Genomic DNA, 20,719 nt, shown 5'->3' with positions numbered 1-20,719 from the left:
TTTTGGCGAGGGTGCGAAATTGTCTACTCGCATAACAAAGCGGCAGCCGTTGATGCGCAAGGAGCCGCGACAAGCGCGGTCCCGGGCGACGGTCGATGCGATCGTCGAGGCCGGGGCTCGCATTCTGAGCGAGCAGGGATGGCCGGGTTTCACCACCAACAGGGTGGCCGAGGCGGCCGGCGTCAGCGTCGGCTCGCTCTACCAGTATTTTCCCGACAAGGTCTCGCTGGTGGGGGCGATCCGCCGCCATCATCTGGACGACAGCCTTGCCGCCGTGAGGACAGCCCTGGCGCAGCGACAGCCTCTCGCCGATTTCGCCGCGACGCTGGTGGCCAACATCGTCGAAGCCCACAGCATCCATCCTGGTCTGCACCGGGTGCTGCTGGACGAGGCGCCGGGCCTTGAAGCCTATCGCGACCAGAACAGCCAGATCGAGCGGCAATACCTCGCATTCTATACCGAGGCTGCTGCGGCCTACCGACCCAACGACAGGGGTCCGGCCGTCGTCGGCCTGGTGCTGTCGGACGCCATCGATGGCGTCATCCACAACGCGGCGCGCCGCGGCATGCTGCATGAGGCGCAGGTCCGCGACGAGCTGGTCAGGCTGATCCGTCTTTATCTGGCGGAACACTAGCGGTGATTTGGTGCGTCCTTCGAGGCTCGCCCGCAATGGTTGTGCAATCCATCCAATGCTTGTGCGGGCTCGCACCTCAGGATGAGGACGGTTGTGCAACGCCACCCAAGTTCTGAAACCCCTCAGAATGTGGCCTCCATTGCACAACCGTCCTCATCCTGAGGTGTGAGCCCGCAAGGCATTGGAAGATACGCACGGACGAGCCTCGAAGGACGCACCACAAACCTGACGGTTCAGACCAGCTTGATGACGGCGACGCCGGCGAGGAGCAGCACCACCCCTGCGAGGCGCAGGCCCGACACCGGCCGCTGCGGCAGGCGGAACCAGCCATAGCGATCGACGAACACGCTGGCGACTTGCTGGCCGGCGACGGTGAAGCCGACCGCGGCGGCTGCGCCGATGACCGGGATCGCGGTGAACACGGTGGTGACGTAGGTTGCCCCCGCGACGCCGCCGAGCCAGCCCCACCAGGGCATGGTCTGCACGCCGCCGATGTTGGGGCTCGGCGTCTTGCGCAAGGCCAGCACCACCAGCATCACCGCTGCCATCGCCAGCGTCGCGACGAAGAATGAGATGGCGCCCACTGCGAAAGGTGCGCCGCCAAGATCATGTCGCAGCAGCGCATTGACCGCACCCTGGACCGGGAGCACCGCACCGGCGATCAGCGCCAGTGCGATCCAGCCCAACTTGTCGGCCTTGAGGTTGTCGCTGCCACCCTGGCCGAAGACGATCATGGCGACGCCGGCCAGCACCACCAGCGTGCCGATGGCCGCTCCGGCCTGCAGACCGGTCTGCGCCACGCCGAGCAGGCCGAAGCTGTCGAGGGCAAGCGAGGCGAGCATCTGCCCGGCGATGAACAGTCCGACCGAGACGACGGCGCCGAGGCGGGGGAACAGCACGATGGTCGAGACGACATAGATCGCCGAGGCGGTGCCGCCGATGAGGTGCCACCATTCAGCCTGCGGCAAGGCGCCGAGCGCGGCCAGCGTGCCGGTGAACAGGGCGATCAGCAGCAGCAGTCCGGTGCCGACCGTGAGCTGCAGCGTGGTCGCCGCGAAGGGCGAACCGATGGCCTTCGAGAGCTGTGCATTGGCGCCGGCCTGGACGGCGAGCAGGCCGCCGGCGAACAGGGACAGGGGTACGAACAGGGTCTCCATGGGAGCCTCCTTTGAAAAGAATGCGAATGATGTTTGAGGGATCAGTGGTGGGCTGGCAGCCGCGGCACGACGAGGCCGCGCAGCACGGCAGGCCGCGCGCCGATGGCCATGTACCAGCGTGCGAGGCTGGGCGTGGCGTCGAGCGAGAGCCCGAGCTTGGTGAGCCCGGCGTGGATCCACGGCCAGGTCATCACGTCGGCAATTCCATAGGCTTCGCCGACGATATGGGCGTGGCGCGACAGCTGGCTCTCCAGCACGCGGAACACGCGGTTTGCCTCGGCCTCGAAGCGACCGATGACATAGGGGATCTTCTCCGGCGCGAAGATCTTGTAGTTCCACAGCTGCCCCAAGGTCGGGCCGACATGTGCTGCCTGGAACAGGGTCCAGCTCTGCACCTGAACGCGTTCGGCATCGGAACCCGGTACAAGCACGCCGGAGCGTTCGGCGAGATAGTGCAGGATCGCGCCGGATTCGAAGATGGTGCGGTCCCTGTCCGGATCGACGATGACCGGGATCTTGTTGTTGGGGTTGAGCGCCAGGAACTCCGGCGTCCTCTGTTCGCCGGCCTCGATGTCGATGATCTGGACCTCGTAGGGCAATCCGGTCTCTTCGAGCATGATCGAGGCCTTGTGGCCGTTCGGCGTCTGGTAGGTGTAGAGCTGGATGGGGGTCATCTCGTGGTCTCCTTCGACCGGTCCGTCCGATCGTTGGAGTTTGGGTAGACTGTGCTTGTTCGCAGTTCGATCTGTCTGTTTGCCGTCTTATCCTGCAAAAACGCACAGAGGCTGATGAGGCGGGATTACGCGACGAGGCATGCTCCGGTTTTGCGTTCGACCTCTGCGGAAATGCTCGCCTGAAGCGTTATCTTGCGCTAGGTTCGTGCAATCATGCACAGTAACTATCGCATCGACTGGGAAGACCTGCGTTTCGTGCTGGCGGTTGCGGAAACGAGTTCGCTCGCCGCGGCGGCGCGTTCGCTCGGTGTCAACCACACCACCGTGCTGCGCCGGGTCGGCGCCTTCGAGCAGAAGCTCGGCGTGCGCCTGTTCGACCGCCTGCCGACCGGCTACACGCTGACCGCCGGCGGCGAGGAACTGCTTGCCGTGTCACGGCAGATGGCGGAAACTGTCACCGAGCTGGAGCGCCGCCTGACCGGGCAGGACCTGCGCCTCGAAGGCAGCCTGCGCATCACCACCACCGACACGCTGATGGCGTCGGTGCTGCCCTCGGTCCTGGCGGCCTTCCGCCAGCGCCATCCCGGCGTGCTGCTGGAAGTGGCCACGGCAAATGCCTTCGCCAACCTCACCCATCGCGACGCCGATGTCGCCGTGCGCCCGGCCATGGATCCACCGGAGACATTGGTCGGCCGCCGCATCTCGGGCATTGCCTTCGCCATCTATGCCGCGCCTGCCTATCTCCAGGAGCGTGGCCTCGAAGCCGGTGACGATCTGGCGGTAACCGATGAACGCTGGATAGGCCTCAGCGATGCACTGGCCGGCTCCAGCGTCGCCCGGTGGATGCGTGCCAGGCTGCCGGGCTCGGCCTCGGTGCTGCGTTGCGACTCGCTGGTCGCGGCCCGCGAGGCAGCGGCTGCCGGCCTCGGCCTCGTCGGTCTGCCATGTTATCTCGGCGAACGGACGCCGGGCCTTGTCCGCATCGGTTCCCCGGTCGCCGAGATGGCGACGGCGCTGTGGATCCTTACCCATGAGGATCTGCGCCGCACCGCCCGCGTCAGCGCCTTCACCGAATTTGCCGGCCAGGCACTGGTGAAACACCGCCCGTTGTTCGAGGCAAGCCAGGGACAGGACGCCCCCCGTATCCCATAAAAAAGCCCGCCCAGCCGGAGCTGAGCGGGCGGCCGTTGGGGCCGGAATGTGACATCGGACCGCCGAAGCGACTGCAACGGCGGCCCATATATGTCTTCGGGCTAATGTCCCGACGGAGCAAGGTCCGGATTCTGATATTTTTCTGAAATTTGCGATCTCAGGCTGACGATGGCCTGGCCAACCGGAGGTCGCGCCAGCGAGTCCTGGAATGCAAACAGCGCTGCCGAAAAATATCGCCGGCCGGCCGCGTCCTACGAGCCAACAGTGACCACGAAGTGCTTCGTCACCGGCTCGACGATCTTCCAGGTTCCCTTGAAGTCGGCTTCCACGACAAACGCATCGCCCGGACCGACTTCAACCGGATCACCGCCATCCGGTGTGATGATGATGCGCCCGGCGATCATGTGGACGAATTCGTAATCGGTGTAGGTCGCGTGATAGGTGCCCGGGGTCGCTTGCCAGGTGCCCGACAGGACCTTGCCATCCTCGGTGGTGTGCTGGACGGCGGTTTTCATCGTCGGCGTTCCTTCGACCACCACCCAGCCCGGCAGGTCGCTGGCATCGGCGTTCTCCACCTTGCCGAACTTGATAAGTGTGTCGCGTGTCACGATGAACCTCTCCCAATTGGATTTTCGGGCAGAGTGCCCGACAGTTCGAATATCCGATGCATTTGGATCAGGCAACTTCGTTTCCTGTTGGGAATTGAACTCGCCGGGATCGTCCTGACCACGTGTTCGGGTTTCGCCACCGGCCACAATGGCAAGCGCCGCTCCGGCGAACCGGAGCGGCGATGATGCCATGGCGTCAGAACCTCACATTGAGATCCGCCCGCACACCGTGGTCGCTGGCCTTCGATCCGACCTGTCCGTGATAGGACAGCCCGAGCGTGGCCTGCGGTGTGATGGCGAAGTCGAGCCCGGCCTCGATGACGGCACTGTCTCTCGCGATCGGCGCACCGGCGATGGTGAAGGCGCTTGAGCCGGTGAAGGCCTGGCTGACCGTCGGCGTGACATCGCCATAGGCATGGCGCCAGCCGATCATGCCGCGAACCGTGGCCTTGGTTGAACCGAGGTCGAAGTCGGTCGCGGCGCGCAGCCCGAGCGTCGTGAAGGTGCTGTCGTTGGAGCCGCCGTGGACGGTCAGCGCCGATGCTCCGCCTTGCTCGGTGAAGCCGTTGGTGTGGACGTTGACATAGGCGAGGTTGGCGAACGGCTCGAAGGCGACGCTGCCGGCCTTGAGGCTGTAGCCGAGTTCGCCGAAGACCTGCGTGGTGCCGGCGCGGTAGGAACCGGTCAGGCTGTCGCTGAAGCCGGGGAAGGCGACCTGCCGGCTCGTATCGATCTCGCTCCATGTGTAGGCAAGGCCGGAGCGGAAGGAGAGAGCTCCCCACTCGGTGCCGCCATAGACGCCGAGATGGTAGTTGTCGCTCGAAGCCGATGACCTGCGATCATCGACCTTGAAGGACGAATGGCTGTAGCCGGCGAGCAAGCCGAGGCGGACGTCGTCGGTGATCAGACCATCGACACCGGTGACGAAACCGCCGGTCGAACGCGACAGCCTGGCGGCATTGCCGTCGCCGCCGAAGTGCCCCCACGAACCGAACACCGAGCCCCAGGCGCCGTAGCGCTCGGAAGCAACCGAAGCCGTGGTGATCTCTTTCGCATCGTCGCCATAGCCCATCAGCGGCAGGCCGCCGACGGTCTCGAAGGCCGAGCGCAGGCGATCGTTCACGGCATCGCGCACGAAACGGCTGTCCTCGAGCAAACCCGTCACCGTCGATGCATGGATCTCGCCCGACAGGCTGTCGAAGGCGGCGCGGGCTTTGTCCGCCGACAGCACCAGCAGTGTGTTGTAGAGCGCCAGCGGCGTCCCGCTCTGCTGCAGCGTGTCGAGCGCGCCGGCGGTCTGTTTCTGGTTGTAGGTGTCGGCGACAGTGGCGAAGAGCGGCTTTGCACCGCCCGGCTCCTCGGGTTTTCCGGGCTCTTCAGGCTTGCCGGGTTCCTCCGGTTTCGAGCCCTTGATCGCGATCTTCAGGTCGACAGCATTGGCGCTCTGGATGAGGCTGGCGTCGAGGAAAGCCGAACGGGCCAGCACCGCAGGGTCGAAGCCGCCGGTCACACCGCCAGCTGCCGTCAGGATGGTGTAGGTCTGGCTGGCCTTGTAGCTGGTCTGCGCATCCAGCGCCGTCACCGCCACCGTGCCGCCGCCGAGCGTTGCCTTGCCGGTGGCGGCGATACGATCGCCGCTGCCGTTGCCCGCGATCTCGACCTCATAGGTCGAGCCCGCGGCGAAGGTGACATCGCCCGCGATGTTCAGCGTGCCGATCGAATTGCCCGGCGCGACCACGCCGCCATTGGCGACGCTCAGGCCGCCGATGGTGCCGTTGCCCTGCAGGCGGCCGCCGGCCAGCACGTCGACCGTGCCACCCAATTTGCCGTCGACGGAAAGAATACCTTGCCTGACCGCTGTGCCGCCGGTGAAGCCTGAACTGTCGCCGGTCAGCTTCAGCGTGCCGAGATCGCTCTTGATCAGCTGGGAATTGCCTTGCAGCGCCGCGCTGATGGTGGCGGTGTAGCTGGCGCCTTCGCTGGTGCCGTCACCGACGCGGACGACGGTACCGGACGAGCCGGCCAGCGTCAGCGCATCACCGGCAATGACATAGCCGGTGTCGGCGAACTGCATGCCGCCCACCGTCACCGGGGCCGAGCCAGAATTGTCCACCGTCACGGTCCCAGCCGCCCCCTGGAAGACGGCGAAATTGCCGTTGGCCCAGGGCGCGTTCACCGCACCGTCCGCCGTCGTCCAGTTGTTGTTACCTGCATCGTTGCGCCAGATTCCGGCGCCGCCGACGACCCTGCCATTGTTGCCGGGATTGGATTGTGGATTGATCGGGTCCCAGAAGCTGAAATTGAGCCCGGTGGTGTTGACCAGGTTAACCTGCTTGTCGACGGCGGTCTGCAGGAGCACCGTTCCCGCCGGCGTACCGGCTGGCAGGCTGGTGATGTCCAGCCCATTGTCGGTCAGCGTGCCGCCATAGCTGGCGATGCGATAGATGCCGGCGTCGAAGGCGCCGCCGGGCGCCAGGGTCACGTTCAGCTTGCCGTCGAGCGTCAGGTTGCCGCCGACCTTGACGAGGTCGTTCAGTGCACCGCCAACGACATTGGCCTGGCCGAAGCCATAGGCAAGCTTGCTGGCCTCGCTGAGGAACAGGTTGCCGTTGATGGTCAGCGTACCCGGTGCAGCGCCGGCATTGCCGGGTGCCAGCGTGGCGAGATCGATGATGGTCACATCGCCGCCGATGATGCCGCTGCCGCCGAGCGTGGCATTGGGCAGGACGAAGGTCGGGCCGGTTGCCGCCGTCTGGTCGCCGTTGATGAGCAGGGTGCCGTTGTTCACCACGGTCGCGCCCTTGTAGCTGTTGGCGCCGGTCAGCGTGGTGGTGCCGCTGCCGATCTGCTGCACGGCACCGGTGCCGGAGATGGCGCCGGCGAAGGTGAGTGTGTCGGACCGGTTGAAGGCCAGAGTGCCGCCATTGTTGACGACATTGCCGGCGATCGAGCCCGACGTGCCGCCATTGCCGAGCCGCAGTGTGCCCTGGTTGATGGTGGTGGTGCCGGCATAGCTGTTCGAACCGGTCAGCGTCAGTGTCCCGGCACCGGACTTGCTCAAGCCGCCTGGTCCGTTGAGCGCCTGCGAAACCGTGAAGTTGTTGCCGGCATCGAGAATGGTGAAGCCGCCGCCATTGGCGCCCCAGTTGATGGTGCGCGCGGTGGAGGAAAACGTATTGCCGCCCACCTGCAGCACGCCGCCGTTGAAAATCAGATCTCCGGCTGCGTCGCCGAGATTGTTGTCGGCCAGCACGGATACGGTTCCGCCAGCGATGGTGGTGCCGCCCAGATAGGTATTCGCGTTGCCCAGGACCAGCGTGCCCGTGCCGGTTTTGGTCAGGCCCCCGACGCCCGAAATGACACCGGAGAGCCCGGACGTCGTGCCGTCGGTCTCAACCGTGCCGCTGGCTGCGAGGTTGACCGCGCGCGTGCTTGCTGCGGCGGCGGTCATGCGCAGCGTGCCGCCCATGAAGGTCAGCGTGGCGGAAGGATCGCCGAGCTGGCTGTCGGTGGAAATCGACAGCGTGCCCTGGCGGATCGTCCATGGCGTGACGGCGCTGGTCGAGCCGGTCAGCGTCCAGGTGCTGGTTCCTGCCTTCTCGAACGTGTCGAAGTTCCGGTATTGTGCGGCGGCGCCGATAGCCGACGTATCGAAGCTGCTGTCGGCTGCACCGCCGAGCCGGAGGATATCTCTGGTTCCGTTGCCGGCAACAACGTTACCGACAATCGTCGAGCCGGCCTGAAGTTCGAGGGTGACCCAGCCCGCCAATCCACCGAGCTGGATAGCATTGGCAGCACCGGCACCAGCCTGGATGGTGCCGCTGTTGATGACAACGCCAATCGAAGACGCCCCCTCCCCACGGATTGCAGCGGCTTGGTTGCCTCCAATCAAGGTGCCGTAATTGATTATCGTGCCGCCACTGGCACGAACGACAACGGCGCCGTTTCCGGCCACCGTTCCGCTGAGATCGGAGCCACCCTGGACTGTGCCGTAATTGGTGAATGTCGAGGAATTCACAAAGCTCAAATAGACACCGGCGCCTGTGTAGCCGCCCTGAGTGCTGTTTCCGCCCTGGATCGTCGCTCCGGCACTGTTGACGACGGTGTTGGCGCCGCCCACGTAAACGCCGGCCATGTTGTTGGAGTTGCCGCTGCCACTTCCTGTACCGCCTGCGATCGTGCCTTTGTTGGCGAGGGTCACGCCGCCGTTCAAGCTGACGCCAATGCCTCCAATGCCAGTGGCGGCCGTCGCGTCACCGGCTTTGATGGTTCCATTGTTGACGATGGCACCACCCGATCCCGTACCGTTGACCATAAGGCCTGTTCCGGCTGCTATGCTGCCCGACTGATCCCCGCCCTTGAAGGCGCCTTCTATGATAAGTGTCCCGCTCGGAAAGGCGCCGGAAAAGCTGATGTTGCCTGGGCTGCCGGGCATGCCTAGACCGGATAATTCGAAAGCGCCGGTTTTAATCGTTATCGACTTGTTGGACGTCGGCAGGTCGGGCGCGCTCAACACTGTGAAGCTGTTGGTCAGCGTGATCGTCGAGGCGGCATCGGGCGAAGCGTTCGCCGCCGCGATCGCGTCGCGCAATTGCTGCTCGGTGCCGGCCGTGAAATCTGCCGCGGAGGCCAGCGATACGCCGCCCAGGCTTGCTGCGATAAGCGCGGCAAACGAAACGCCGGCACTCAAAAAGGTCCGTTTGGAATATCGATTGGTCAACACAGGTCGTGGCCCCCTCTTGCCGCGGGGCCGCCACCCCGAACCACCTTGTTAGCCAGGTAAATAATGTTGAGAGAATCAATCGTCACTCTCAACTTACCTTGCGGCAAGAGGAATAAAAGTAACTTCTAATGAACGCAATCGCCTAAAAAGGTGTCGGCGTTTGGACCAGCAAAAGGGTTTATAAACCCTATCCTTACTGATCCAAAATGCCGGTAATAACCCGTTGTCTCGCCATTTTATCGTCGTGCGGCGACGCGCCTGGGCTGGTCGAAATCAAACGGAAACAGCGCCGTGATCGCCTGTTCGACGGCGGTTTCGGTTTCCGGCCGCGCCGCCGTCAGGGGCAGGCGCACTTCCGGGCTCAGCCCGAGCAGGCGATGCAGCGCATATTTCACCGGGACCGGATTGGTTTCGCGTTCCAGTGCGGCAACCAGCGGCTCCAGCCGGTGGCGGATCGTGCGTGCCGAGAGCAGGTCGCCATTGCGGCAGGCGCGAAACATTTCGGTGCAGAGACCGGGCGCCACATTGGCGACGACCGAGATCGTGCCGGCGCCGCAGATCGTGTTGAACGCCAGCGCGGTGGCATCATGTCCTGAGAACTGCAGGAAGTCCCGGCCGGCGAGCCTGACGGTGCGCTCCGGCCGGTCGAGATCGCCGGTGGCGTCCTTGATGCCGATGATCGCCGGAAAGGCAGCCAACCTGCGCACCGTATCCGGCAACAGGTCGACACCGGTGCGCGACGGCACGTTGTAGAGGATGAGCGGGATGGTCGTCGCCTGCGCGATTGCCGCGAAATGGCGGTAGAGACCTTCCTGGCCGGGCTTGTTGTAATAAGGCGTCACGACAAGGGCAGCGTCGGCACCGCAGGCGGCTGCGGCCAGTGTCGCGGCAATCGTCTCTTCGGTGCTGTTCGAGCCGGTGCCGGCGATCACCGGAACCTGGCTGGCGACGGTTTCGACGCAGCGGCGCGTCACGGCGAGGCGTTCGTCATGTGTCAGCGTCGGCGCCTCGCCGGTGGTGCCGCAGACGACGACACCATCAATGCCCTGGTCGAGTTGCCAGCGGATCAGGAAATCGAAGGCGGCCATGTCGACCGCGCCTTTGCGGAATGGGGTCGGCAGTGCCGAAATGGCGCCTTTGAAGCGGGTTCTGTCGATGTGCATGGAGGTTCTCTCTTGCAGGGATTCGGACCAGCGGCGGCGCACCTGGGCGTGGGCATGGCGCCGCGTCGCCGGCCGGTCCGAAACGGATTGGAGCAATTCCAGCAACGGTTTTGCGTCCGGAATAGCGTCAAAACAAAAACTTGGAGCGTTTACGCGTTTCCGTAAAAACGGAAACGCTCTGGGTCAGTTGAAGAGCGAAAGCCGCGCGCTCTCCGGCGCGAGGCTGACGCAGCCGGCCTTATGATCGCTTTCGGTCTCGGCGAAATGCATCGCCGATGCCTTGTCGGTGAAGACACCGCCGGTCAGGCCAAGCTCATCGCGGGCGATCCAGCGCCCTTCGCCATCGCGCCCGACCAGGAAACGATGGGTCGCGGAAAGAGGCTCCGAAATCAGGGAATTGCGCATCGCCGATCACCCGATGAACTGGTGGAAGCCGCCGATGGCGGCGAAGAAGATGCCGACCACCAGGAAGAGCCGCAAGAACATCAGTGGCTCGTCCGCCCGGGATTGCAGGCTGCGCGCGACAGCATGGGGCATGCGGTCGTCGTCGTCGGGGATGTGGTAGCTGTACATGTCTCGTTCCTTTCGCACCGCGCCTTGGAGCGTGTGCAGCCGGGAAGTTAGGAGCCCCGGCATAAGGGTTCGAGAGAGAAGGCGGCGACAAAAAATAAGGATTTCATAAGGGGTACGAGGTGCCATGCCGGAACGGCAACCCTCCCTTGCGGGCTGTCGGCGCCCTACGATGCGGCGACGATTGCCATCAGATTGTCGTTCAGCCTTTTGGCTGCCTGGCGGAAATCGACAAGCCGCGGCGCCATCGACGCTTCAAGGGTTGCGGCGGCGCCGCTGCCCATCACCCGCTCCAGGCTCTGCTTGTATTCCGGGATCGCCGCCCAGTCGGCCACCGTCGTTTCCATGGCTTCGAGATGATACTGGAAACCATAGGCGTGCCGGCCCCAGCGGATCGCCTGCGTCACGCAGGCGGCATTGCTGGCCAGGATCTCGGCGCCTTCGGGCAGGCGCGCGATTTCGGCACCGTGCCATTGCAGGCATTCGACCGTCGGTCCGAGCCCGGCAAAGACCGGATCGTTGCGGCCGGTCGCGGTCAGTTCGACCGATGCCAAGCCCACTTCCGGCCTGCCCATCAGGCCGACCGTGCCGCCGAGTGCGCCCCCCAGCAGCTGGTGGCCGAGGCAGATGCCGAGATAGGGCCGCCCGAGTTCGCTCACCCAGCGCCGGATCGCCGCCTTCTCGGGCACCAGCCAGGGATGCACCTCTTCCTGCCAGACATCCATCGGTCCGCCGAACACCGCGAGCAGGTCGAAGCCGTCGAAGTCCGGGATCGGCTCGCCGGCGTCGAGTTCGACGGGCACCCATTCATGCCCCTGTTCGGCCCAGAAGTCGCGGAAGATGCCCGGATGTTCGACATCGACATGCTGGAAGACGAGAATGCGCATGCAACACCCCATGTGTCCGACCGGCTGCGATCCCTGCATAGACAAACGGGAGCTGTTTCCCAATGATCCAGATCGGATGTTCTGCCGCCACACCCGGCACTGCAGGCCCGAGGCGCTGGCGGTTTGTTGACAAGGCCGCCCGGTTTCCTGCAAGAGCCGCCGACCAAGCCACAGGACCTTGTTCATGACCAATGTCGCCCTGACCGGACTTGCCCGCGATCTTGCCCGGCGTGCCGATGAGGGCAGGCCGGTGCGCATCGGCGTCATCGGCTCCGGCGAGATGGGCACCGACCTTGTCACGCAGGGCATGCTGATGCCGGGCATCGAGGTCTGCGCCATTTCGACGAGGCGCCCGCACACGGCGCGCGAGGCGATCCGCATCGCCTATGGCGACGAGGCGATGGCACGCGAGGCCGGGAACCAGGCGCAGGTCACCGCGGCGATCGAGGCAGGCAGGATCGCCATCACCTCTAACGACATGCTGGTCACCAACCCGCTGGTCGACGTCGTGATCGATGCCACCGGCAAGCCCGGTGTCGCCGCCGATTTCTGCCTGTCGGCCATGGAGCACGGCAAACATCTGGTGATGATGAATGTCGAGGCCGATGTCACCATCGGCTGCCTGCTGAAGAAGGAGGCCGACCGGCTCGGCGTCGTCTATTCGCTCGGCGCCGGCGACGAGCCGTCCTCCTGCATGGAGCTGATCGAGTTCGTGTCCGCGCTCGGCTGCACGGTCGTCGCCGCCGGCAAGGGCAAGAACAATCCGCTCAATCATGATGCCGTGCCGGACGACTATCGTGCCGAGGCCGAACGCCGCAACATGAACCCGCGCATGCTGGTCGAGTTCGTCGACGGTTCCAAGACGATGGTCGAGATGTGCGCCATCGCCAATGCCACCGGCCTGGTGCCGGACAGACCGGGCATGCATGGCCCCGCCGCCAATCGTGACGAACTGGCCAAGGTGCTGATTCCGCGCGCCGACGGCGGCGTGCTGTCGAAGAAGGGCGTGGTCGACTACACCATCGGCAAGGGCGTGGCGCCCGGCGTTTTCGTCATCGTCGAAGCCACGCATCCGCGCGTCATCGAGCGCCTGGATGACCTGCATGTCGGCAAGGGCCCCTATTACGGCCTGTTCCGGCCCTATCACCTGACCTCGCTGGAAGTGCCGCTGACGGCGGCCCGCATCATGCTTTATGGCAAGCCGGACATGGTGCCGCTGCCGCGTCCCGTCGCCGAAGTCTGCGCGGTGGCCAAGCGCGACCTCGCCGCCGGCGAGACCTTCGATGCCATCGGCGAGACCTGCTACCGCTCCTGGACGATGACGGTCGGGGAAGCGCGCGCCGTGCGCGCCGTGCCGGTCGGTCTGCTCGAGGGCGGCAAGGTATTGAAGCCGGTGAAAAAGGGCGAACTGCTCACTGCCGACAACGCTGCTCCGGACAGCTCGACGCGGCTTTATGCCTTGCGCAAAAAACAGGACGAGATGCTCTACGGCTGAGCTGGAACAATTCCTGCAAAGATGCCCGGCGGTTTTACAGCCGGAATTGCCAGGAAACAAGGAGCGAGAGCGCTTCCGGCAGAAGCCTAAACGCTCTCGTGTCGCCGCCTACAGCCGGGTCAGCCGCTCGCCCGGCCCGGCCAGCCGCTCGGCGCCCGGAACATCCGCGGCATCGACGCGGCGTGGATGCCATGCGACGGCACGTGCGATCTCCGCGATGGCAGGCAGGTCGTCTGCGTCCGTATCGCGATCCAGCAGGACGAGTTGTGACCAATAGGCGGCGGAGACATTCATCATCACGTCGAGCCACAGACGCCCATCATCGGCCTGCACGAGAATCCACTGCCAGTCGGCTGTCGCCAGCACCTTCCCCGGTCGTTGCGTTCCCGCGACCTCGATGCTGACCGGATCGCCGGCCTTCAGTGCTTCTGCCATCCTGGTCTCCGCCTGCACGGGCTGGCTCCGCTTTGCTGCGAAAACGGAGCCGCCACGCATGATCGCCGACGATCGCGGAAAGCCGAACATCGATCAAGATGTTCCGGCAATCTCCCGGAAAGCCTAGGATCGGCCTTTCAACGTCCGCTGCAGGGCCTCCAGCACCAGCCGGGTCGCTTCGGCATGGATGTCCGCGCGCGAGCGGTTGCCGGCGTCGTCGCAGATCGGGTCGAACTCCCCGACGGATTTCAGCAGTGCGGCGCTACCCTCCTTGCATTCGGGCAGGAAGCTGAAGTGGTTGGCGTCCTTTATCGCCGCATAGGTTCCCTGCGGCGTCAGCGATGCCAGCCTGTCGGCAAGCACCGCGGTCGGGATGACGTCCGGGTTGCCGAGATTGATGAACGCCATCGGAATGGCGATCTCCTTCAGGCTCTGCTCGTCATAGGCCGGCGCCAGGCCAGGGTCTATCAGCACCGCCGTCTTGATGCGGCGATCGAGATTGGACTGTTCGAAAAGGTCTTTGTCGATCGAACGCAGGTCGACCTTGTCAACCGTCACCCGCGCATCGTTGAGATAGCCGACGCCGCTGGCAAACCAGGCGCAGTCCCATTTCGTATAACTGTCGCAGTACCTGGCATAGGTTTCCAGCTTGGCGCGGGCACCGGCGATCTCCATGGCGGTGGCGCCGCCGAGCGAGAAGCCGGCGACACCGACCTTGTCGGGGTCGACAACGCCCTGCCATTGCGGATCGGTCGACAGTTTGTCGATCACGCGCGAGAGATCCTGCGTGCGCTGCCACACCTTCGGCGTTTCGGCCGGTAGCGAATAGCCGCTGGTGGTGCCGGGATGGTTCGGGCCTGCGACGACAAACCCGGCCTTGGCCAGCGCCGTCGCCAGCCACCCCATCGCCTGAACGCGGCTGCCCGAGCCGTGCGACAGGACAACGAGTGGATAGCGGCCCCTGGCGGCGGGAGCATCGAGGAAGGCTGGCTCACCCTTGAACACCCTGCTGTCGCCAACCACTGTCGGCTGTCCACCGGCATCTGCCGGATACCAGACGGTGGCGACAAGATCGCGACCGTGTTCGCTCGCCTCTATGACAATCTGGCGCACGCCGACCTCGGCGGCGAGGCAAGGGGTGACGAAGGCGGCGAAAAGCGCGGCGGTGGCAACGGTCTGGAAGGTCGGCATCGGAAGCTCCGTTATGAAAAAATACGCAAGACCCATTGCAGGCACCGCGGCTTGATGCTTCCTCGATCGTGATTCAGGTCGTTCTCGATTGCGATCCGAGCCATCATCGCTTCTGAAATTCCAACGCCGATACGTGTCGTGATCTTCGTTCCCTTGCCCTTCGTCGTCGCACTGCTGTTGCTGATCCTGCTTGTCGTCCTGCTGCGCAATTCAGATCGGGTCAGTGTCAACCGGCCCTTCCTGGCGCTGATCGGCCTGTGCTGCCTGCAGTCGATCGTGCTTGGGCTGCGCTGGGGCTATGGCGTCGAGGCAATGCGCTTCATCCTGCCGGTAATGGGCGGCTGCCTGCCGCCGCTGGTGCTGGCAAGCTTCCACAGCCTGATCGACCGAGACGGCGCCCGGGAGCATGACATCTGGCTTCAGGCGCTGCCGCCATTCGTCATCGTGGCGCTGCTGTTCCTCGCCCCCAACCTCATCGATTTTGCACTGATCCTGCTCTTCGTCGGTTATGCTATCGCTTTGCTGCGGCTGGGCAGGGCCGGACCCGACGCGCTGGATGGCGCCCGCTTCGATGGCGCGGTGGCCGCGCACAAGGCCCTGATCATTGCTGCCGTTTCGCTCTGCCTTTCCGCCGTGTTCGACCTTGTCGTCCGGCTGGATTTCGAATGGAAACAGGGCGCGAGTGTCCCGTTGATCGTGACCAATGCCAATCTGCTCTGGCTGCTGGCGCTTGGTCTTGCGGCGATCGTTGCGGCGCGGGCGCGAGCCCTTCCCGAGCCCGTCGCGGAGGCGCAGCGATCGTCAATCACGACTGCCCAGGACCGCGAGGTGCTCGACCGCGTCGACCGTCTGCTCAACGAACACAGGTTGTTCCTCGACGAGAACCTGACCCTGTCGCGGCTGGCGCGCCGTGCGAGCCTGCCGGCCAGGCAGATATCGGGTGCGGTGAACCGGCTGGCCGGCAAGAACGTCTCGCAATACATCAACGATTTCAGGATCGCCGAAGCCTGCCGGCTGCTACGGCAGGACAACGGCTCGGTGACCGCCGCGATGTTCGAGTCCGGTTTCCAGACAAAGTCGAACTTCAACCGGGAGTTCCGCCGGGTGACGTCGCTCAGTCCCGCAACCTGGCGCGACAGGAACCGCGCGGCCTGATCGTCCGAAAAGGCGAAGCTATTTGCCCAGTTCCACCGAGCGTGCGCGCGCCGCCTCGACGGCTTCGGTGACGAGGCTTTTCAGCCGGTCGCCGCCCATCAGAACGCCGAGCGCTGCCGCGGTGGTGCCGTTCGGGCTGGTCACCTGCTGGCGTAGCAGGCCGGGTTCCTCGCCGCTATCGGCGGCCAGGGTGGCGGCGCCATAGACCGTCTGCATGGCAAGCAGCTTTGCCGTGTCCGCAGGCAGGCCGGCCTGTTCGCCGGCGGCAGTCAGGCATTCGATGAAATGGAAGATGTAGGCGGGGCCGGAACCCGAAACGGCGGTCACCGCATCCATCAGGGCTTCGTCGTCGATCGTCGCGACGGCGCCGCTGGAAGAGAGCAGGTCGGCCACGACGCTCCTGGCGGTCTCGGAAACCAGGCTGTTGGAGAACACCACCATCATACCCTTGCCGATGGCCGCCGGTGTGTTCGGCATGCAGCGCACGATCGGCGTGCGGTCGCCCAGAATGCCGGCAAAGGTGGCGACCGGCGTGCCGGCGGCGACGCTGAGGAAGGTCGTCCCGCCATTGCCGAATTTTGCGTAGGCGGCCGTCACTTCCCGGATCACCTGCGGTTTGACCGCCAGCACGACAAGCGCCGGTTTTACATCTGCCGCAATGTCCGCAGCGTCCGCCACTGCCGGGCAGCCCAGGGCCTCCGCGCGGGCGCGCAGCGCATCGGCAGGTTCCACCACCAGCACTTCCGCTGCCTTGAGCTTGCCGGATTTCACCCAGCCGGCCAGCATGGCGTAACCCATATTGCCGCAGCCGGCGAGAACAAGCTTGATGGTCATGGAAGGCCTCCCGAAAGCTCTTCCTTAGACGGTCATGCGCGGGGGTGGAAGAGAGACGCTTACCTTCCCCTTGCACAGGAAGGTAAAACGCTCCCACGTCGCTTAATCATCATTTCATCGCCCTTTGCTAATGCTGCCCGCCGGGCGATAGTGCGGGCATCTCCGGTCCGCACCATCGCTGCGTCAGCGATGCCCGTGCCGGAGATGGGAAAACCTCCTTATGTCTGCGCCGGTGGCGGTGCGGCTGCGATCGAAAGGCGGGCCGAGCAAGTGCCTGCTGTCTGGGACTTCGGCATGGGATGCACACGGTCGGTTCTGGGAGTTTCCGTCGCCAGCCTGGGCTGGGAAGAGGCACTGTCGCAGCTTGCCGGCTTCGTACGCGACAGGCGGTTCACCAAGGTCACCTTTCTCAACGCGCACAACGCCAACATTGCCTCGGTCGATGACAGTTTCGCGGGGGCGCTGGACGATTTCCTGGTCCTGCCGGACGGTATCGGCGTCGATATCGCCGCCATGCTGCTCTACGGCCGGAAGTTCCCGGCCAATCTCAACGGCACCGATTTCGTGCCGGACCTGCTCATGGCCATCAAGGAGCCGCTGACGGTTGGTTTGCTCGGCGCCACACGAGCCAATGCCGAGGGCGCCGGTGCCAGGCTGCGGCAGCTGGTGCCGCAGCACAGGATCGTCGTCTTCAACGATGGCTTCTTCTCCCCGACCGAAGAGGCGCGGATCGTCCAGCAACTGGCCGAGCATCGGCCCGACATCCTACTGGTCGCCATGGGCGTGCCGCGCCAGGAATTGTGGATCGCCCGCAATCTCGACCACCGCCATTGCACGCTGCCTCTGGCTGTCGGTGCGCTGTTCGATTTCCTGAGCGGCGCGGTGCCGCGGGCACCGCTCTGGCTGCGCAGGCTCCGGCTCGAATGGGCGTTCCGGCTGGCGGTCGAACCCGGCCGGATGTGGCGCCGCTATCTCATCGGCAACCCACTGTTCCTGTGCCGTGTCATGCGCCAGAAGCGGACCGCATCTCCGGTCCGGATCAAGCGGTGAGTGCGTTGCGTCGAAGACGCCCTGCAGCCAGTTAAATGGTAAGGTGAAACTTACAGAATGCCGCGAAACAACGAAGTGGAGTTTCGAGTTTACGGCATGCGACGGCGTTTTGGCGGGATTGCATTGATGGAATTTCGTGAGAAGGTCGCGCCTCTGTTCTGGCATGAACGTGATTTGGCTGACCGGGTGAAGCATGGCTGACGTGATCGATGGAAAGAAAGTGGCCGAGGATGTGGTCGGCAAGGTCAAGGCGCTGACCGCGGCCCTTGCCGGCACCAGGCCCGGCCTTGCCGTCGTCATCGTCGGCGAAGACCCGGCCAGCCAGGTCTATGTCGCCTCGAAGTCCCGTACCGCGAAGGAATGCGGCTTCCATTCCGTGCAGCACACGCTGCCGGCCGAGACAAGCGAAGCCGGCCTGCTCGGCATCATCGCCGATCTCAACGCAGACCCGGCCATCCATGGCATCCTGGTGCAATTGCCGCTGCCGGACCATATCGATGCCGGCAAGGTCATCCAGGCGATCGCGCCGGAAAAGGATGTCGACGGCTTCCACTTCATCAATGTCGGCAAGCTCGGCGCCGGCGAGCTCGAAACGGCCTTCGTGCCCTGCACGCCCGCCGGCTCGATGCTGTTGATCGAACGCGTGCGCGGCAAGGACCTGTCGGGTCTCAACGCCGTGGTCGTCGGCCGTTCCAACATTGTCGGCAAGCCGATGGCCAACCTGCTGCTCGCCGCCAACTGCACCGTGACCATCGCGCACAGCCGCACGAAGGATCTGCCCGCGCTGGCCCGCACGGCCGACATCCTGGTCGCGGCGGTCGGCCGGCCGGAAATGGTCAAGGGTGACTGGGTCAAACCGGGTGCCACCGTCATCGACGTCGGCATCAACCGCATTCCGGCGCCGGAAAAAGGCGAGGGCAAGACGCGGCTGGTCGGCGATGTCGCCTATGCCGAGGCCGCGGCCGTTGCCGGTGCCATCACGCCGGTGCCCGGTGGCGTCGGTCCGATGACCATCGCCATGCTGATGGCCAACACGGTTATTTCCGCCTATCTTGCCGCCGGACTCGACCGCCCTTCCTTCTGATAGCCGCCATTTGAGAGCCCAGCTTTGCCGACGCCTCCTGTTCCCATAGAACGGCCCATCGTGACGGACGCCGTTCAAGGCGGCAGGCGCTTCGCCTTCCTGCTGGTCGACAAGTTTCCGATGTTTTCCGTGGCGGCGGCGATCGACGTGGTGCGCTCGGCCAACCGCCTGCTCGGCCATGATTTCTACAGCTGGACCACCGTTTCTCCGGATGGCGATGCGGTTACCGCCTCCAACGACCTGCCGCTGAAGGTCGACTATGCCGTGGCCGACGTGCCGCCGGTCGATATCCTGTTCGTCTGCGCCGCGCTCAACCTGGAATTCCCCGGCAAGTCGAAGGTGCTCGGCGCCCTGCGCGCCTGGGGACGGCGTGGCGGTGTGCTGGGCGCGCTGTCGGTCGGCTCCTACGTCCTGGCCGAAGCCGGCCAGCTCGAGGGCCATCGCTGCACCATCCACTGGGAGAATCGCGCCGGCTTCATGGAGCGCTTCCCGGACATCGAATGCACCGGCAACGTCTTCGAGATCGACCGCAAGCGCTACACCAGCGCCGGCGGCACCACCTCGATCGACCTGATGCTGGAAATCGTGCGCACCGATTTTGGCGCCAATCTCGCCAATGCCGTCGCCAACCAGTTCCAGCACGAACGCATCCGCTCGGCCGGAGACCGCCAGCGTGTCGGGCCGGAGCGTGACCTGACCGGCAAGTCGGAGAAGCTGCGCAAGATCGTCGAGCTGATGGCCGATCATCTCGACGAGCCCTTGTCGGCGGTTCAGCTCGCCAAGTCGGCAGGGCTTTCGGTGCGGCAGGTGGAGCGGCTGTTCCTCAGGCACCTGACCGTGACGCCGGGGCGCTACTACATGCGGCTCAGGCTCGAGCGCGCCCGCGAACTGCTGCGCCAGACCAACATGCCGATCCTCGACGTGGCGATCGCCACCGGCTTCACCTCGCACTCTTATTTCGCGCAAAGCTACCGGCTGCAGTTCGGCCGCCCGCCGAGCGAAGAGCGACGCACGACCTATTGAGCCGGGCGGCGATTGCCCCTCAACTCGCCAGGAAACCGCCGTCGGCGGCCAGGACATGCCCGACAATGTAGGCGGACTGGTCGCAGGCGAGCCAGACGACCGCTTCGGCGACGTCCTCGGGCCGGCCCATGCGGCGCAGTGGCAGGCCCGCCGCCACGGCTTCCATGCTTCCCACACCGGCCGCCGCCCTCATCATCATGTCGGTCATGACACGACCCGGTGCCACGGCATTGATGCGTACGCCGTGGGGAGCATAGGCCATGGCCGCGGAGCGCATCAGCGAAATCGCCGCTGCCTTGGACGCCGAGTAGAGCGCAAAGCCGGGGTTGGGATTGCGGACGCCGCTCACCGAGGCGTTGATGACGATCCTGCCGCCGCTTTGCTGTGCCAGCATGACGGCAAGCTGATGTTTGAGGGACAGGAAGACCGAGCGCACATTGGTGTCGAAAACAGCGTCGAAGACATCGCTGTCCTGATGTTCCAGCGGGGCGGGCCGTTCCTGATAACCGGCATTGTTGAAGGCTGCGTCCAGCCTGCCGAACCGCGCGACAATGGTCTGCATGAGATGGCTGACATCTTCTTCCCGCGTCACGTCCGTGCGCAGGAACAGGCCCTCGGCGCCAGCTGCACGGCAGGCCTGTGCGACAGCCTCTCCTTCCTCGTCACGACGGCCGGCAATGATGACCGCGGCTGCTCCAGCCTCCGCCATCCGCAGTGCCGTCGCCCGGCCGATGCCGCTGCCGCCTCCGGTGACCAGGCAGACCAGGCCATCCATCCGGCCTGCTTCCCTCCCGGCGCTGACATTCGAGGCTTTGGCTGACATGATGATCCCGCATTGCTGTTTTGGATCCAGAGAATAAAGTTGTATCATACAACTAATAAGA

General features: G+C 64.8%; 19 protein-coding genes. 7 read left to right on the top strand and 12 right to left on the bottom strand.

Annotated elements, in window-relative coordinates; all coding sequences use genetic code 11:
- Window positions 1–52: 52 nt before the first annotated feature.
- Complete coding sequence (locus tag C1M53_RS05440) at window positions 53–634, top strand: TetR/AcrR family transcriptional regulator (RefSeq protein ID WP_129411310.1); 582 nt, start codon at window positions 53–55, stop codon at window positions 632–634.
- Between the two features lie 233 nt (window positions 635–867).
- On the opposite strand, the gene C1M53_RS05435 is transcribed toward C1M53_RS05440, so the two are convergent.
- Together C1M53_RS05435 and C1M53_RS05430 are read right to left on the bottom strand one after the other, a co-directional pair.
- Window positions 868–1,791 (bottom strand): DMT family transporter, encoded by a 924-nt coding sequence (locus C1M53_RS05435; protein WP_129411309.1) that lies wholly within the window; start codon window positions 1,789–1,791, stop codon window positions 868–870.
- A 41-nt stretch (window positions 1,792–1,832) separates the two neighbouring features.
- The gene (locus C1M53_RS05430; protein ID WP_129411308.1) at window positions 1,833–2,465 is read right to left on the bottom strand and encodes a glutathione S-transferase N-terminal domain-containing protein; all 633 of its coding nucleotides are present in this window, start codon (window positions 2,463–2,465) and stop codon (window positions 1,833–1,835) included.
- A 213-nt stretch (window positions 2,466–2,678) separates the two neighbouring features.
- Here C1M53_RS05430 and C1M53_RS05425 point away from each other — a divergent pair, with 213 nt between their 5' ends.
- On the top strand, window positions 2,679–3,617 hold the full coding sequence (locus tag C1M53_RS05425; RefSeq protein WP_129411307.1) for a LysR family transcriptional regulator: 939 nt from the start codon (window positions 2,679–2,681) through the stop codon (window positions 3,615–3,617).
- 251 nt (window positions 3,618–3,868) lie between these two features.
- Here the strand turns inward: C1M53_RS05425 and C1M53_RS05420 are convergent, their stop codons facing one another.
- The 6 genes from C1M53_RS05420 to C1M53_RS05400 all read right to left on the bottom strand — a co-directional run bounded on the left by C1M53_RS05420 (window position 3,869) and on the right by C1M53_RS05400 (window position 11,568).
- Window positions 3,869–4,225, bottom strand: coding sequence for a cupin domain-containing protein (locus tag C1M53_RS05420; RefSeq protein WP_129411306.1), 357 nt, complete (start codon window positions 4,223–4,225; stop codon window positions 3,869–3,871).
- Between the two features lie 196 nt (window positions 4,226–4,421).
- Entirely contained in the window at window positions 4,422–8,948 is a 4,527-nt protein-coding gene (locus C1M53_RS05415; protein WP_129411305.1) for an autotransporter domain-containing protein, read from the bottom strand.
- Between the two features lie 236 nt (window positions 8,949–9,184).
- Complete coding sequence (dapA, locus tag C1M53_RS05410; protein WP_129411304.1) at window positions 9,185–10,111, bottom strand: 4-hydroxy-tetrahydrodipicolinate synthase; 927 nt, start codon at window positions 10,109–10,111, stop codon at window positions 9,185–9,187.
- A 183-nt stretch (window positions 10,112–10,294) separates the two neighbouring features.
- Window positions 10,295–10,516 carry a hypothetical protein gene (locus C1M53_RS05405; RefSeq protein WP_129411303.1) on the bottom strand — a complete coding sequence of 74 codons (222 nt, stop codon included), beginning with the start codon at window positions 10,514–10,516 and terminating at the stop codon, window positions 10,295–10,297.
- 6 nt (window positions 10,517–10,522) lie between these two features.
- The gene (locus C1M53_RS31605; protein WP_165358049.1) at window positions 10,523–10,684 is read right to left on the bottom strand and encodes a hypothetical protein; all 162 of its coding nucleotides are present in this window, start codon (window positions 10,682–10,684) and stop codon (window positions 10,523–10,525) included.
- A 164-nt stretch (window positions 10,685–10,848) separates the two neighbouring features.
- A complete protein-coding gene (locus C1M53_RS05400) occupies window positions 10,849–11,568 on the bottom strand; it encodes a type 1 glutamine amidotransferase (protein ID WP_129411302.1) in 720 nt (239 codons plus the stop codon).
- Window positions 11,569–11,752: 184 nt separating this feature from the next.
- Here C1M53_RS05400 and C1M53_RS05395 point away from each other — a divergent pair, with 184 nt between their 5' ends.
- Window positions 11,753–13,063 carry an NAD(P)H-dependent oxidoreductase gene (locus C1M53_RS05395; RefSeq protein WP_129411301.1) on the top strand — a complete coding sequence of 437 codons (1,311 nt, stop codon included), beginning with the start codon at window positions 11,753–11,755 and terminating at the stop codon, window positions 13,061–13,063.
- A 108-nt stretch (window positions 13,064–13,171) separates the two neighbouring features.
- Here C1M53_RS05395 and C1M53_RS05390 read toward each other — a convergent pair whose 3' ends face one another.
- Complete coding sequence (locus C1M53_RS05390; protein ID WP_129411300.1) at window positions 13,172–13,498, bottom strand: hypothetical protein; 327 nt, start codon at window positions 13,496–13,498, stop codon at window positions 13,172–13,174.
- Window positions 13,499–13,621: 123 nt separating this feature from the next.
- Window positions 13,622–14,689 carry an alpha/beta fold hydrolase gene (locus C1M53_RS05385; RefSeq protein ID WP_129411299.1) on the bottom strand — a complete coding sequence of 356 codons (1,068 nt, stop codon included), beginning with the start codon at window positions 14,687–14,689 and terminating at the stop codon, window positions 13,622–13,624.
- A 138-nt stretch (window positions 14,690–14,827) separates the two neighbouring features.
- Between C1M53_RS05385 and C1M53_RS05380 the strand changes: the two genes are divergently transcribed.
- Window positions 14,828–15,844 (top strand): AraC family transcriptional regulator, encoded by a 1,017-nt coding sequence (locus C1M53_RS05380; protein ID WP_129411298.1) that lies wholly within the window; start codon window positions 14,828–14,830, stop codon window positions 15,842–15,844.
- An 18-nt stretch (window positions 15,845–15,862) separates the two neighbouring features.
- Here C1M53_RS05380 and proC read toward each other — a convergent pair whose 3' ends face one another.
- Window positions 15,863–16,678 carry a pyrroline-5-carboxylate reductase gene (gene proC, locus C1M53_RS05375; protein WP_129411297.1) on the bottom strand — a complete coding sequence of 272 codons (816 nt, stop codon included), beginning with the start codon at window positions 16,676–16,678 and terminating at the stop codon, window positions 15,863–15,865.
- A 294-nt stretch (window positions 16,679–16,972) separates the two neighbouring features.
- Here proC and C1M53_RS05370 point away from each other — a divergent pair, with 294 nt between their 5' ends.
- The 3 genes from C1M53_RS05370 (at window position 16,973) to C1M53_RS05360 (ending at window position 19,835) form a co-directional block, all read left to right on the top strand.
- On the top strand, window positions 16,973–17,728 hold the full coding sequence (locus C1M53_RS05370; protein WP_129416034.1) for a WecB/TagA/CpsF family glycosyltransferase: 756 nt from the start codon (window positions 16,973–16,975) through the stop codon (window positions 17,726–17,728).
- A 193-nt stretch (window positions 17,729–17,921) separates the two neighbouring features.
- Window positions 17,922–18,812: a bifunctional methylenetetrahydrofolate dehydrogenase/methenyltetrahydrofolate cyclohydrolase gene (locus tag C1M53_RS05365; protein WP_129411296.1), complete on the top strand. Its 891-nt coding sequence runs from the start codon at window positions 17,922–17,924 to the stop codon at window positions 18,810–18,812.
- 60 nt (window positions 18,813–18,872) lie between these two features.
- On the top strand, window positions 18,873–19,835 hold the full coding sequence (locus tag C1M53_RS05360) for a GlxA family transcriptional regulator (protein WP_129411295.1): 963 nt from the start codon (window positions 18,873–18,875) through the stop codon (window positions 19,833–19,835).
- Between the two features lie 19 nt (window positions 19,836–19,854).
- Here C1M53_RS05360 and C1M53_RS05355 read toward each other — a convergent pair whose 3' ends face one another.
- Window positions 19,855–20,658: a glucose 1-dehydrogenase gene (locus tag C1M53_RS05355; RefSeq protein WP_245488461.1), complete on the bottom strand. Its 804-nt coding sequence runs from the start codon at window positions 20,656–20,658 to the stop codon at window positions 19,855–19,857.
- Window positions 20,659–20,719 lie beyond the last annotated feature (61 nt).

It is taken from the genome of Mesorhizobium sp. Pch-S (genome assembly GCF_004136315.1).
In the GTDB taxonomy this organism is placed as follows: Bacteria; Pseudomonadota; Alphaproteobacteria; order Rhizobiales; family Rhizobiaceae; genus Mesorhizobium.
The sequence above is the reverse complement of the archived record's forward strand: the minus strand, read 5'-3'. Positions and strand labels throughout refer to the sequence as shown.